This is a genomic window from Cellvibrio sp. OA-2007 (assembly GCF_000953825.1).
Classification (GTDB): domain Bacteria; phylum Pseudomonadota; class Gammaproteobacteria; order Pseudomonadales; family Cellvibrionaceae; genus Cellvibrio.
Genome location: NZ_BBUL01000085.1, coordinates 79360 through 92761, shown reverse-complemented (window position 1 = coordinate 92761; position 13402 = coordinate 79360). Strand labels below are relative to the sequence as shown.

General features: G+C 47.4%; 11 protein-coding genes, 1 tRNA gene and 1 pseudogene. 3 read left to right on the top strand and 10 right to left on the bottom strand.

What is annotated here, in order from left to right; translation table 11 throughout:
* Positions 1-4 precede the first annotated feature (4 nt).
* The 7 genes and pseudogenes from dptF to rpsU all read right to left on the bottom strand — a co-directional run bounded on the left by dptF (position 5) and on the right by rpsU (position 8186).
* Entirely contained in the window at positions 5-1600 is a 1596-nt protein-coding gene (gene dptF / locus AWU77_RS07945) for a DNA phosphorothioation-dependent restriction protein DptF (protein WP_062061364.1), read from the bottom strand.
* Positions 1601-1604: 4 nt separating this feature from the next.
* Positions 1605-2288, bottom strand: a pseudogene (locus AWU77_RS07940) (phosphorothioated DNA-binding restriction endonuclease); the annotation flags it as partial.
* A 730-nt stretch (positions 2289-3018) separates the two neighbouring features.
* A tRNA-Ile gene (locus AWU77_RS07935) sits at positions 3019-3095 on the bottom strand.
* A 162-nt stretch (positions 3096-3257) separates the two neighbouring features.
* Complete coding sequence (gene rpoD, locus AWU77_RS07930) at positions 3258-5117, bottom strand: RNA polymerase sigma factor RpoD (RefSeq protein ID WP_062061358.1); 1860 nt, start codon at positions 5115-5117, stop codon at positions 3258-3260.
* 149 nt (positions 5118-5266) lie between these two features.
* Positions 5267-7330, bottom strand: a complete 2064-nt coding sequence (gene dnaG / locus AWU77_RS07925) for a DNA primase (RefSeq protein ID WP_062061355.1) — start codon at positions 7328-7330, stop codon at positions 5267-5269.
* 45 nt (positions 7331-7375) lie between these two features.
* The gene (locus tag AWU77_RS07920; protein WP_062061353.1) at positions 7376-7831 is read right to left on the bottom strand and encodes a GatB/YqeY domain-containing protein; all 456 of its coding nucleotides are present in this window, start codon (positions 7829-7831) and stop codon (positions 7376-7378) included.
* A 139-nt stretch (positions 7832-7970) separates the two neighbouring features.
* Positions 7971-8186 (bottom strand): 30S ribosomal protein S21, encoded by a 216-nt coding sequence (gene rpsU, locus AWU77_RS20095; protein ID WP_084618192.1) that lies wholly within the window; start codon positions 8184-8186, stop codon positions 7971-7973.
* Positions 8187-8410: 224 nt separating this feature from the next.
* Between rpsU and tsaD the strand changes: the two genes are divergently transcribed.
* From tsaD to folK, 3 genes are read left to right on the top strand one after another with little or no spacing between them, the layout of a single operon-like run.
* The gene (gene tsaD, locus AWU77_RS07910) at positions 8411-9439 is read left to right on the top strand and encodes a tRNA (adenosine(37)-N6)-threonylcarbamoyltransferase complex transferase subunit TsaD (protein ID WP_062061347.1); all 1029 of its coding nucleotides are present in this window, start codon (positions 8411-8413) and stop codon (positions 9437-9439) included.
* 13 nt (positions 9440-9452) lie between these two features.
* Positions 9453-9824 carry a dihydroneopterin aldolase gene (folB, locus tag AWU77_RS07905; RefSeq protein ID WP_062061344.1) on the top strand — a complete coding sequence of 124 codons (372 nt, stop codon included), beginning with the start codon at positions 9453-9455 and terminating at the stop codon, positions 9822-9824.
* Complete coding sequence (gene folK / locus AWU77_RS07900) at positions 9821-10333, top strand: 2-amino-4-hydroxy-6-hydroxymethyldihydropteridine diphosphokinase (protein ID WP_062061341.1); 513 nt, start codon at positions 9821-9823, stop codon at positions 10331-10333. The genes folB and folK overlap by 4 nt, the downstream gene beginning before the upstream one ends.
* 9 nt (positions 10334-10342) lie before the next feature.
* Here folK and AWU77_RS07895 read toward each other — a convergent pair whose 3' ends face one another.
* From AWU77_RS07895 to AWU77_RS07885, 3 genes are read right to left on the bottom strand one after another with little or no spacing between them, the layout of a single operon-like run.
* A complete protein-coding gene (locus AWU77_RS07895; protein WP_062061338.1) occupies positions 10343-11308 on the bottom strand; it encodes a magnesium transporter CorA family protein in 966 nt (321 codons plus the stop codon).
* Positions 11309-11328: 20 nt separating this feature from the next.
* Positions 11329-12090, bottom strand: a complete 762-nt coding sequence (locus tag AWU77_RS07890) for a pteridine reductase (RefSeq protein WP_062061336.1) — start codon at positions 12088-12090, stop codon at positions 11329-11331.
* A 15-nt stretch (positions 12091-12105) separates the two neighbouring features.
* Positions 12106-13332 carry a multifunctional CCA addition/repair protein gene (locus AWU77_RS07885; protein WP_062061333.1) on the bottom strand — a complete coding sequence of 409 codons (1227 nt, stop codon included), beginning with the start codon at positions 13330-13332 and terminating at the stop codon, positions 12106-12108.
* Positions 13333-13402 lie beyond the last annotated feature (70 nt).

Sequence of the window (13402 nt, the reverse complement as noted above, 5' to 3'; positions counted from 1 at the left end):
GCTTTTAACCGCTTACCTTAATATTTCCCGTTGAATTCTTCTTTACTCTGGCTAAACGATTGCCATTTTTAAAAAGAAATAGCTGATCTGCTTCACTGGCTCTGCTAGTAATTTTGGTCACCAAATCGCCTAAAATGACGACACTACTTTTGTCATGTACGTTTGGGCGATATCCCGAGACAACATCAAGCATCAAAGCCAGTAGATTAATATTCAGTGGGATAGGATCTAGGCGTTCGTCGTTGGCTTTAATATGAAGATTAAAGGAGTGGATGTTATTGCTGTCGTGCTCGGTCAAGGACTCGTAACAAACTTCAAGTTCTATTTCGGAGGCAATATCATATTCGCCATGCGAGGATAGATAAAATTGATCTTTTGATAAATAAGGTGCATTGCGATTCGCAAAGCCATCAATAGCTGAAAATACGATATCGTCATAAAATGCTTTTATTTTCTTACGATGATCTGAGTTGCCCTGGTATATACGATGTAGCTCCCACAGTTCCCTGTAAAGTAATTCTGGATAGTCTTTAAACGAGTTTATAAATCTTGCAGGGTAATTATTATTTAATGCTGTATATCTCAGCACATACATTAATCGGACTTCTGATGCAGGATTTAATGGCCCTGTAATTTTGAATTTATCTTTTAACTCATTTCGGAATTCGATAAAATCCTCGTCGGTGATATCTAATGCTCTATTCAATATGAATTTGTCTATATCACTATCACGTTTTATTGAAGGATCAAATTTTGAAATTGCTTCGAGCAATTCGTTGTCACCACCATTGAATAAATTATCAAATAGATAATCTGATCCTGTTAGGATGCAATAGATAAAATCTAACAACATCCGTGCTGTTACAAACTGATCCTCTCTTATTCTCGCGTTTAGTAATAATTCAATAATTACTTTCTGCACACTTATGTTGCGTAGAAGAAGGTAATTTGCAACTAACTTGTAATCGGCAGTTCTGGTTTTTCCATACTCTTCTTCGAAATACTTTTTGAAACCATTTTTCTGGTCATCAACGACCACTTTATTAATGAGACTGCTGAAGAACGGAGAAGAAATTCGTCCCGATTCAAATTTAAATTTTGGATAGCTTTCGAAGTCAATAAAAATGAAATTTTGTTCTGATGTTCTATCAGACAAAAACCTGCCGATTGCCGTTCTGACATCAGTATGCTCGTTAGCTCCATCCCGTTCGTAGTTGGCGAGCATGCCAATATTGATGCCTACCACCAACGCCTTTTTTCGCTGTTTCCAGGTCGATATCACTTCATCAAGTGTTTCAATGGCGGTTGCTTCTGGGTTAAAACTGTGGGTAGCATCAAAATGAAAGTCAATTTTGCCTTCATGCAGCTTACTATATCTGCTCAGAATTTCAGATTTTCCGTCGCCGCTACTTCCACACAGGAATATAATATTATTTGTGGAAATATTTTCGATCTTATTTTTAAAAGCCAATTCTACATCTGTTTCGATGTATAGATTGTCTTTAATAGCTCTGAGCTCGGGGTCAATAATTTCTCCGGCGGTTGTAACGGCATAGGGTGATGACTTTGAAAGTACACCCAAAATTTCTCTGAAGTCCATGGACTCATCCTTCTGATGCTTTTATTTTTCGCGCTGGATATTTAAATACTTCCGTGGAATGCCACTCAATATTTTCTTTTAGAGGTTGATGAATATAATTATTCGGTACACCGATACTTTTTCCATGAAAGCTTTTACAATGGATATCAAATGCTTGGTTGCCTACTATTTTTTCCGAATAAACAATCATCCCCTCGTGGATACCAAATGCTCCAAAATCAAAAAGTTTATGATGCAATGAGCACAAAGCTATCCCATTATCTATGCTGTCGGCTCCACCAAAAGCGTGCCACTTAATATGAGCTGCCTCTAAGGCTAAATATCTTCCATTTGACTGCGCGGAAAATCCACAGACGGCACATTTGTAATCATAAGCCTCTAATACAGTCAGCCTAAAATCTAGGTTTCTACGATGTCGGTAGTATTTTTCCCTCAGTTCTATTCCACAGCGCTCAATTAGCTCCTGGTGAAGTGTATCAGGAAAGTTTTCGTCTAGAATGTGCCGTACCAGCTTCGATAAAAAATGTGGTGAGTTTTTGATCAGATTCTTTATGTCTGATCGAAAGCCACCTCGAACTTCCTCTTTCCTGAGGATAGTCAAATTGCGCTCAAGTTCTGAGCTTTCAATTCCAGATTGATTCAAACCGTGGATTTCCCATATTCCATCATTTGTGAGCCTTACAAAAGGATACTCTGGATGTCATCTTGTCCTGGAGGGGCCAAAATCTCGTAGCAGTTCAGTAAGTGGTAGTTCAAGCGTGGAATAGAGCAATAGTTCCTGGCCTCTTGATAGGGCACCAAGAGCATAGAGTATCAACAAAGGCTTGTGGGGTGCACGCTCGTCCCCCTCCGCCAAGACAAAACCTGAACGAACTCCTGAAAGATATGAGCTGTCATCTGAGCTTTCCGATATTTTCTGTGTTTATCCATTCCGTTACCTTAAGCTCAAAAAATCGCCCTTGACCCAGAAGTCTAATACGACTATTGAGTATTTCATTATTGTGGAAGTCTGGCGCCAATTACATCGAATAACATAAAACTGGTTACTCATAACATGGAATAGTAAAGGGTTAATTCGATGTTTCAACCAAGAAGTTTTGTAGGGTGAAACGTAGACCGGGGGGAGTTTGAGAGAAAAATTGAAAGTCTAACTGATAACTTTAAAAAGTGGATAAAAGCTCAATTGAATCCGCATACTGCTGGAGCTTGATAATTTGCTCCACAAATTTTGCTAGTTAGTTGGATTAATTAGTGTCGAAATCTGTTTGCCAATTAACAATGCCACATACTGTAAGAATTTCTCTTCTTGGCAGTTGATGCTTTTAATTATGGCCACTTTTGGTGTACTAATACACGATACATTGGCCAATACGGCCAAATTATGGTGTCAAGAACACAAAAAAAGTGCGGGAAATGAATGGTGGGCCCAACTGGACTTGAACCAGTGACCTGCCGATTATGAGTCGGATGCTCTAACCAACTGAGCTATAGGCCCCAAGAGGAACTGTTTGATCTGCCTTGCGGCAGCGGGGTCGCATTATAGAGACAAGTTTTGCATGTGGCTATAGTTGGCAACTTATTGTATCGGTTAAAAAATAAAACCCGCGCAAGGCGGGTTTTATTTTATTTGACGCATGGCTAATTATTAAGCTGTGCTTTATTCATCCAAGAAGCTGCGCAAGTGATCGGAGCGCGATGGGTGGCGCAATTTGCGCAAGGCTTTGGCTTCGATTTGACGGATGCGCTCACGCGTTACGTCAAACTGTTTGCCTACTTCTTCCAAAGTGTGGTCGGTGTGCATGTCGATACCAAAACGCATGCGCAATACTTTGGCTTCACGTGCAGTGAGACCAGCCAGTACTTCGCGTGTCGCTTCCATCAGGCCTTCCATTGTCGCTGACTCCACCGGTGAAATAATGGTGGTGTCTTCGATAAAGTCGCCCAGATGTGAATCTTCATCGTCGCCGATGGGAGTTTCCATGGAGATGGGTTCTTTGGCAATTTTTAATACCTTGCGAACTTTATCTTCCGGCATTTCCATGCGCTCGCCTAATTCTTCCGGCGTTGGCTCGCGCCCCATTTCTTGCAGCATTTGGCGCGATACACGATTGAGTTTGTTAATTGTCTCAATCATATGCACTGGAATACGAATGGTACGTGCTTGGTCTGCAATCGAGCGAGTAATTGCCTGACGAATCCACCAAGTGGCGTAAGTAGAAAACTTATAGCCGCGACGGTATTCAAATTTATCTACGGCTTTCATCAGGCCGATGTTGCCTTCCTGGATCAGATCGAGGAATTGCAAACCGCGGTTGGTGTATTTTTTTGCGATGGAAATTACCAAACGCAAGTTGGCTTCAACCATTTCTTTTTTCGCGCGACGAGCGCGCGCTTCACCAATCGACATACGGCGATTAATGTCTTTAATGCTGGCGAGGCTCAAGCCGCTTTCTGCTTCGATTTGTGCAAGCTGTTGTTGCGCAGTTTGCACATCAGGCATTACGCGTTCGAGTTTTTCGGCGTGATCAACTTTTCCTTTCAAAAACTCAGGCAGCCAAGCATCGTTGGTTTCATTGCCGGGGAATTCTTTGATAAAGGTTTTGCGTTGCATCTGGGCTCTGCGGGTACACAGCTCCATAATGTAGCGCTCTTGCTTGCGCACATTGTCGAGCATCTCACGCGCTTTGCTGTAGATTGGGTCGAATTGCTTGGCTGGCAATTTGAAGAATTTGAACAGGTCGCCCAGAGCTGACAATTCTTTCTCAGCTTGTTTGCTACCGTAACCGTATTTAGCGAGGGTCTTGTTCACCTTGTCTTGCTGTTTTTGCAGCTCTTCAAAACGAACGCGCGCTTCTTCCGGGTCTACTCCCGATACAGCTTCTTCTTCATCGTCTGTACTCGCTTCTTCCTCGTCGTCATCGCTGGCAGGTTTTGCACCAGCGGCGGTAGCGACGGGAATTTCTTCCACTTCGGCGAGAGAGGCGGGGATATCTTCCACTGGATCAAGCCAGCCGATAATGACGTCGGCAAGACGGCGCTCTTCTTTGGCGACCAGTGAATATTCATCGAGTATTTGCTGTACCGCACCTGGCCAGTAAGCAACGGCGTGCATCAGTTCGCGCACGCCTTCTTCGATGCGCTTGGCGATAACAATTTCGCCTTCGCGTGTTAGCAGCTCAACCGTGCCCATTTCGCGCATGTACATACGCACTGGGTCGGTGGTGCGACCAGTTTCCGTTTCCACGGCAACCAGAGCGGCGGCAGCTTCAGCGGCGGCGATTTCATCAGCGGCAGAGTCGCCGTCAGTCATTAACAGGGTGTCGGCGTCGGGAGCTGTTTCATAGACGCGAATACCCATGTCGTTGATCATCTGAATGATGTCTTCGACCTGATCCGGATCAGAGATGTCCTCCGGCAGGTGATCGTTTACCTCGGCATAGGTTAAGTAACCCTGTTCTTTACCGCGGGCGATCAGTTCTTTAATACGGGACTGTTGCTGTTGGACGTCTTCAGACATTCGAAACCCTATTTAAAACCTGATGAGTGAAATGCAAAGCCCGCAATTATACTCCACTTGCTAGGGTGGATTCTAGGCGGATGGGGGGTGACGCAAAAATCTTCAAGCTGTTTTGTGCTAATCGTACAGATTCTGATCGGCTTTGCTGTTTATGGTTCTGCTTTTGTTGCTAATGCTGCACGCACCAGTTGATCGCGCTCTTCTTTGGTGAGTTGAGTTAAGTCGGCATTTTTTAATTTTGCCAAGGATTCAGCTATTTTTTTCTGCTTTTGTTGCTGGCGCAATTTGCTCATGGCATCGCTAAATGCGGCTTGGGTGTCGTAGTCGGCTTTGGCGGGTTTGTCTTGTCGGCTTTGGCTTAAGGCGTTGGCCGCTTGTAGTAAATCATGCCCGGCAACAGCTGCTAATCGCTCAGTATTATCCGCGCCGTAAACTCCGCGCCAGTAACCAATTAAATGTGACAAATTGTAATGTGGCCGCTCATGTAGCACTTTGAGTAGGCGCCCGAGCATTAGGCAATCTGCATCGGTTTCATCTGCTAGCCACTCGTCGTGATTGGTTTCAAGGCTCGCCAGTGCGGGATAAGTGAGTAGCAGTGCTAGCGCTTTGCGCACGGGCGGCATCAAATATTTACTTGCGGCGCGCGCTTGTAATCCCGCTTGATAGGGCTGCTTGAGGGCTTGGCGTTGTGCGCGCGGCTCCTCGTAAAACTCATGATAGTCCGCAGGTGGTAATTCTTGCGGAAAATCGCCGTATTCTGCGTAGATTGCGAGCGGTGGGTGATCCCATTCTGGCTCGTTTTTTGTCGTTGGAGTTGCTTTAGGTGGCGCAGCCCTGGGGGCGGTTTCCTCGGTTTTGATGGGTGTTGGCGGCGCCACAAAAAGCGGCTGTATTTCGCCTTTGCTTTGCTGCTCTTGAATTAATTCCTGCAGGATATTGCGATTTAATCCGGTGCGAGTGGCCAGACTTTCAAACATCAATTCACGAAATACGCCTTTGGGCAGGCGATCTAACAGTGGCGCGGCGCGTTTACTAAAGGTGGCGCGGCCTTCCATGGTGCGGATATTTAAACCTTCGGCGACCGCATCAAACAAATAATCTTCAAAGGGTACGGCGAGTTCAATCATGCGCTCGAATTTGTCCGGGCCTATCTGGCGCACCAAGGTGTCTGGGTCTTCACCTTCGGGCAGGAACAGGAATTTCACTGTGCGGCCATCGCTCATTGTGTCGAGCGATGCTTCCAGTGCGCGGTGGGCGGCGCTGCGCCCGGCTTTGTCGCCGTCAAAACAAAACACCACTTCGCTAGTGTATTTGAAGGCGCGGTCGAGATGGTCGGGGCCACAGGCGGTGCCGAGTGTGGCAACACCGTAGCCGATACCAAATTGCGCCAGACTGACCACATCCATATAGCCTTCAACTACCAGTAGGCGCGGCAATTCGCGATAGGCGAGGCGTGCCTCATAAAGGCCGTAGAGTTCCTGGCCTTTGTGGAATACCGGTGTCTCGGGTGAGTTGAGGTATTTGGGTTTGTCGTCGCCCAATACTCGTCCGCCAAAACCGATTACCCGCCCCCGCGTATCGCGGATAGGAAACATAATGCGGTGGCGAAAGCGGTCGTAGAGTTTCTTTTCCTGCTCTTGATGAATCAACATGCCGCCTTCGATCAGCAGGTGCTTGTCTTCATCGTTGGTGGCGAGGGCTTTGAGCAGGTTATCCCAGCCGGGCGGTGCAAAGCCGACACCATAGGTTTTGGCGGTTTTGCCATCCAGACCGCGATTTTTTAAATAATTGACCGCGAGATGCTTGCTGGGGTGGTGGCGCAATTGCTGTTGGTAAAACTCATCGGCTTTTTCCAGCAGGGTATAAATGCTGCGTTTTTCCTGCTCGCGTTTTTCTTGTGCTTCGGTCTGCACTTCGCGCGGGACTTCCAAACCGGTCAGTCGAGCGAGTGATTCAACGGCCTCGGGAAAGCTGAGGCGCTCGTAATCCATGACAAAACCCAGTGCATTGCCGCTCGCGCCACAACCAAAGCAGTAATAAAACTGTTTTTCAGGGCTTACGGTAAAGGAGGGGGTTTTTTCGTCGTGAAACGGGCAGCAAGCGCTGTAGTTTTTGCCGGTTTTGCGCAATTTAACGCGACTATCGACCACATCGACAATGTCGAGGCGGTCGAGCATGTCATCGATAAAACTTTGCGGGATAAGGCCGGCCATGTGATCGTCGCCTGAGGGGATAGCTAGAGACTAGCAGTTGACGATTTAGTTGCTCAGTTTGGCCTTGAGAAGCTTACTTACATCGCCCATGTCCGCGCGGCCTTGTACTTGCGGCTTGAGTAACGCCATGGCTTTGCCCATGTCGCGCGCTTCAGTTACGCCTGCATCGGCCAAGGCTTTGGTGACTAGCGTATCCAATTCGGCAGCGGTGAGCTGAGCGGGGAGATAAGCTTGTATTTCGCTGATTTCGTAAGCTTCTTGCTCGGCGAGTTCCGGGCGATTGGCATTGCGATACTGGGTTTCAGAGTCGCGACGCTGTTTGACCATTTTATCGAGCACGACCAAAGCGCGCGCGTCATCAACTTCGATGCGCTCATCCACTTCGATTTTTTTGAATTCAGACATCACAAGACGCAAAACCGCGACGCGCTCTTTTTCTTTAGCGCGCATCGCGGTCTTTAAGGCATCATTTATGCGGTCTTTTAGCGTTGGTTGACTCATGATTCACCGGTTATTGAGTAATCAATTAGGGTACAGGAGTGGAACGCACAACTCGTTAGATGACAGATGCAAACAGGCTAACGAGCGGAACCGGTCAAACTACGTACAAGCTGCCGAGTTAAACGCGGCAGCGGGTAACTTAGTACAGACGAGTAAACTTTTTAGATTCGCGTTGTACCTTTTTAGCATGACGCTTAACAGCGGCAGCGGCATCACGCTTACGAACGGTAGTTGGCTTCTCGTAGCATTCGCGAGCGCGAACATCAGCCAAAATGCCCGCTTTTTCACAAGCGCGCTTGAAACGACGCAAAGCTACGTCAAAGGGTTCGTTTTCTTTAAGTTTTACTGAAGGCATGCTGTTACCTGTAATAAAGAGAGCTAATAAATGATGTCTTGTGGATAGACGCCAGTGTGTAAACACAGTGAAGTATCCGAGGGGTGCGGATTCTATACACTTATTATGGCAGTCGCAACCTTGAGCAGACGAGAGTGCTGGGTTTTCGTCTGATCAGCCTTTATCATAGCCGCCCTTATGTTAGTCAATCGTCCTTTCCATAATGGGCGGTAAGAGGTTGGGTTATGCGAATTTTGGGGTTGGAAACATCGTGCGATGAAACCGGTGTGGCGGTTTACGACAGCGAACGCGGCCTGTTGGCGCATGTGCTCTATACCCAAATCGCGCTGCATGCAGAATATGGCGGTGTGGTGCCGGAGCTGGCCTCGCGCGATCATGTGCGCAAACTGTTGCCGCTAATTAATGAAGTGATGGCGGCGAGTGATTCTACCGCTGAAGATATAGACGGTATTGCCTACACCTCTGGCCCCGGTCTTATAGGCGCGCTGATGGTGGGTGCTTCGATGGGGCGTGCGCTGGCCTATTCCTGGGGTGTTCCCGCCATCGGCGTACATCATATGGAAGGCCATTTGCTGGCGCCAATGTTAGAAGATAATCCTCCCGAGTTTCCGTTTGTCGCCCTGTTGGTCTCTGGTGGACATACTCAATTAGTCAAAGTCGATGCGATTGGCGAATACGAATTGCTGGGTGAATCGATTGATGATGCAGCGGGCGAGGCGTTTGATAAGGCCGCTAAAATGCTCGATCTGGATTATCCCGGCGGCCCGCAGATCGCCAAACTTGCCGAGCAAGGTAATGAAGGGCGCTTTAAATTTCCGCGCCCGATGGTAGATCGCCCCGGTTTGGATTTCAGCTTTAGTGGATTAAAAACCGCCACACTCACCACCGTTAATGCCAACAAACAAGCCAATGGTTTGCCCGACGATCAAACCTGCGCTGATATCGCCAATGCATTTCAAGCAGCAGTGGTCGATACGTTGGTGATCAAATGCAAACGCGCGCTCGAACAAACCGGCATGAAAACCCTGGTGATTGCGGGCGGTGTTTCTGCCAATAAAAAATTGCGCGCAGATTTGGATGTGAGCCTCGCTAAAATCGGCGCAAAAGTATTTTATGCCCGCCATGAATTTTGTACCGACAACGGCGCCATGATCGCCTACGCCGGTTGTCAGCGCTTGCTTGCTGGCCAGCACGAAGGTTTGGCAATTAATGTAAAAGCGCGCTGGCCGCTCAATACACTCTCTTCACTTTAACAAGAAGCTTTCTATGGATATTGTTTACATTCGCGATTTGCGTATCGATACGATTATCGGCATTTACGACTGGGAGCGCGAAGTGCGCCAAACCGTGAGTATCGATTTGGAAATGGCGAGCGATATTCGCAAGGCGGCCGAAACCGACGATATCCAATACGCGTTGAATTACAAAGCGGTTTCCAAGCGCTTGATTGCCTATGTTGAAAACCGCAATGCGTTGTTAGTGGAGGCGCTGGCCGAAGAAATTGCGCAAGTGATTCGCACTGAATTTAATGTGCCTTGGTTGCGTTTGCGTTTAAGCAAGCCCGGTGCAATTCGCGGCGCGCGCGATGTGGGTTTGTTAATTGAGCGCGGCCAAAAACCGGGAGCGCTGCCTGAATGACGGCAATCTATTTAAGCCTTGGTAGCAATGTGGAGCGCCACAAAAATATTACGGCGGCGTTAGATGCGCTTGCTGATTTGTTTGGTGAGCTGCAGGTATCGTCAGTTTATGAAAGTGAATCCGTCGGTTTTGCGGGCAGTCATTTTTTTAATCTGGTGGTTGGTGCGAATACAGATTTATCCATTGCTGAATTATCGGAAACTTTAAAGCGTATTGAAGATGATAATGGCCGCAAACGAAGCGGCCCCAAATTCAGCCCGCGCACCTTGGATATAGATATTTTAACTTACGGTGATTTTGTGGGTGTTGACGCAGGAGTGGAGTTGCCGCGCGCAGAAATCACCCAGAATGCTTTTGTACTTTTACCTTTGGCAGAAATCGCAGCGCAGATTAAACACCCTCAGTTACAAGTGACTTATCAAGAGTTATGGGCAAGCTATGATCAGGCTTCACAATCCTTGTGGGCGATTGATTTTACATGGCAGGGTAAACAAATTTCGCGCGCTTAACAAAAATCTTCAAAGCCACTTCTTGTAAGCAAATACCCCAAACCCTGCGGCAATCACCAGCATCGCACCCAGCGTATAAAAATAACCGTAGGGGGCATGCAGTTCGGGCATGTTGTCGAAGTTCATGCCGTAAATGCCGGCGATAAATGTTAAAGGTACAAAAATCGCTGTAATTACCGTGAGCACCCGCATGGTATTGTTCAGCTGGTGTGAGCTAATCGATAGGTAGCCGTTAATTAAATCGCCGCAAATTTCATAGTACATAGTGCACAAGCCATGCAGGCGTTCGCAGCGTTCAAATAAATCTTGCAATGCGTGCTCTATATCGCCGTCTTCATCGATTAAGCGCTGCGGCACGTCTTTTAATAAATTGGTCACCAGTTTTTCGTGATAGCTAAAAATGCGCTTGAGTTTGCGTAGGCGCGATTGGTAGCTGATGAGTTCGCGCATAACCTCATCATTCGGTTTGTCTTGCATCGCATCTTCTAGCTCATTAAGCGATGGTTCAAACGCGAGGATTGCTTCCAAATAGCGACCCACTGAGAATTTCATAATGCGAGAGGCGAGCAAACCAGGGCTAACCAATAAGTTTTCTGCGTGGGCATTTTCCCAATAATGATTTACTCCCATCGAGTGGCGTGGGTGACAACTGATCAGGCAGCGCTCGCCGGCAAACAATGCGATGGTCATTTGTTGGATGGTGAGGTCTTTATTAAATTCAGTAATGCCACGGTAGAGGATGAGCGTGTAATCATTAAACGTTTCGGTTTTGGGTGGGTGCCGAAAACGCTGTACATCTTCCACGGCGAGAGAGTGGCAATTCATCGATAATAGAAACGCTTTTTCTTTTGGTGCGTCTTCACCGACTAAATCAACCCAGATAAATCCGCTTTGATCCTCGCGCCAGCGCGATACTAATTCTTCTCCGCCAGTGATTAGCTCACCCGCTGCTGTCAGTAGTTGTGTTCTTATCATGTATTAAGCTGCCCTGTAGGCTAAATAGTAAGTGTGCGGCCGCCATCGACCGTGAGTACTTGGCCGGTGATGTAAGGTGCATTTTTCGCCAAAAATAAAATTGTGTGTGTAATATCCAGTTCATGCCCGCGTTGTTGCAGTGGGATTTTGGCGAGCATTTTCTCTTTGTTTTCGTCGGATAAGCGATCTACCGGTTTTTTATGATCATCGTCTGGCCAGAGAATAGCGCCAGGTGCGATGCCGTTAACACGTACATCTGGTGCCAATTCCTGCGCGAGTGTTTTGGTGAGCATGACGTTGCCCGCTTTGGCGATAGAGTAAACACTGTGTTTTTTGAGTGGCTTGTCTGCATAAATGTCGGCGATGTTGATGATGCAGCCGCGATATTTTTTTAACGCGGGTGCCAGGGCCTGCGCGAGAAAAAATGGCGCTTTTAGATTGGAATTGATGAGCTGATTCCAATCGTCGTCACTGGTTTCGCCAATCGGCGTGGGGTAAAAACTGGAGGCGTTGTTAACCAATAAATCAAATCGTTGCCAATACTGCTCTGCCTGTGCCGCAAGATTATTTATCTGCGCCAAATTATTGAGGTCCGCAGCAATACAAATGGCAGATTTTTCCCGCAGGTCATTCAGCTCATCGACCAGTGCTTGCGCCGCTTTTGCTGAATGGTGGTAATGAATCACCACATTAAAATTTTCTTGGTGTAATTGGCGTGCAATCTCGGCGCCTATACGTTTGGCTGCCCCAGTTACCAGCGCTACTTTGGTTGTTGTTGGCATGGGTTTACCTCTGTATTACTGCGCATTATTTTTTAATTGAAGCAGGTTTTGCAGGCGCTGGCGGTTTACTTCATCGCCAAATTCTTTACCGCTAAAACCACTTTGCTGAATAGCAGGTATATCAACTGCCTGTGCTGCTCTTAATGCGGCACGAAAAAAATCTGCCTGCGGATATTCCCGCTGTTCAAAGCCTGTGCGGCCACGTGCATCTGCTTCACAGCACAGCAAAAATTGTTCAAAGCGTTCTGGCCGGCGAAACGCATCATTGGCTTGCAATACTTTTAATAAGGTCGCCGGTTTCAATTCCAGTGCGCGATGGCAATGGGTGTGCCATTGCGCGACCATCAAGGCGAGGTCTTTATAGTCTTTTGGTGCTGCGATGCGCTCGCACAGTTTTTTCACCAGCGGCAAGCTGCGATCCTCATGGGCGATATGCCGCGGCCACTCATCTTGTGGTGTGGTTGCTTTGCCCAAGTCATGTAAAAGTGTAGCAAAACGCACGCAAGTGCTCGGCGATAGTTTAACTGCTTGTTGCAGGCTCATCAGTGTATGAATGCCGGTATCAATTTCAGGGTGATGAGTGGCGGTTTGCGGCACACCAAATAGCGCATCGATTTCGGGAAATAAACGCGTCAATGCATGGCTTGCGCGCAGCACCTCAATAAAAATTTCCGGATGAGGCTCGCCCAGTGCCCGCTCGGTTTCTTTCCAGATACGTTCGGCGACCAGATGATCCACTTCGCCGTTGGCGACCATGGTTTGCATGAGTGTGATAGTTTCATCGGCAACGCGAAAACCCAGGGTGTGATAGCGTGCGGCAAAACGCGCAATGCGCAAAATGCGCACCGGGTCTTCGGCAAAGGCGGGGGATACATGGCGCAACTGTCTATCGGCTAGATCTTGTTGGCCGTTGTACGGGTCGATGATATTGCCGTTTGCATCTTCCGCCATGGCATTGATGGTGAGGTCGCGGCGGATAAGGTCTTCCTCCAGTGTCACCTCTTCGCCACAATAAAAACTGAATCCGCCGTAACCTTTACCTGTTTTGCGCTCGGTACGGGCGAGGGCGTATTCCTCTTTGGTCTGCGGATGCAGGAATACCGGAAAATCTTTACCGACTGGAGTGAAGCCTTGGGTGAGCATTTGCTCGGGGCTGCTGCCTACTACCACCCAATCTTTTTCGGTGACATTGCGGCCTAATAATTTATCGCGGACTGCACCGCCAACCAGGTATGTTTTCATTTCGTTTAGTCATTAAAAATAAGATTGAGAGTATAGGTGAATCAGTTGCATAAAAAAAATGCAAATATGT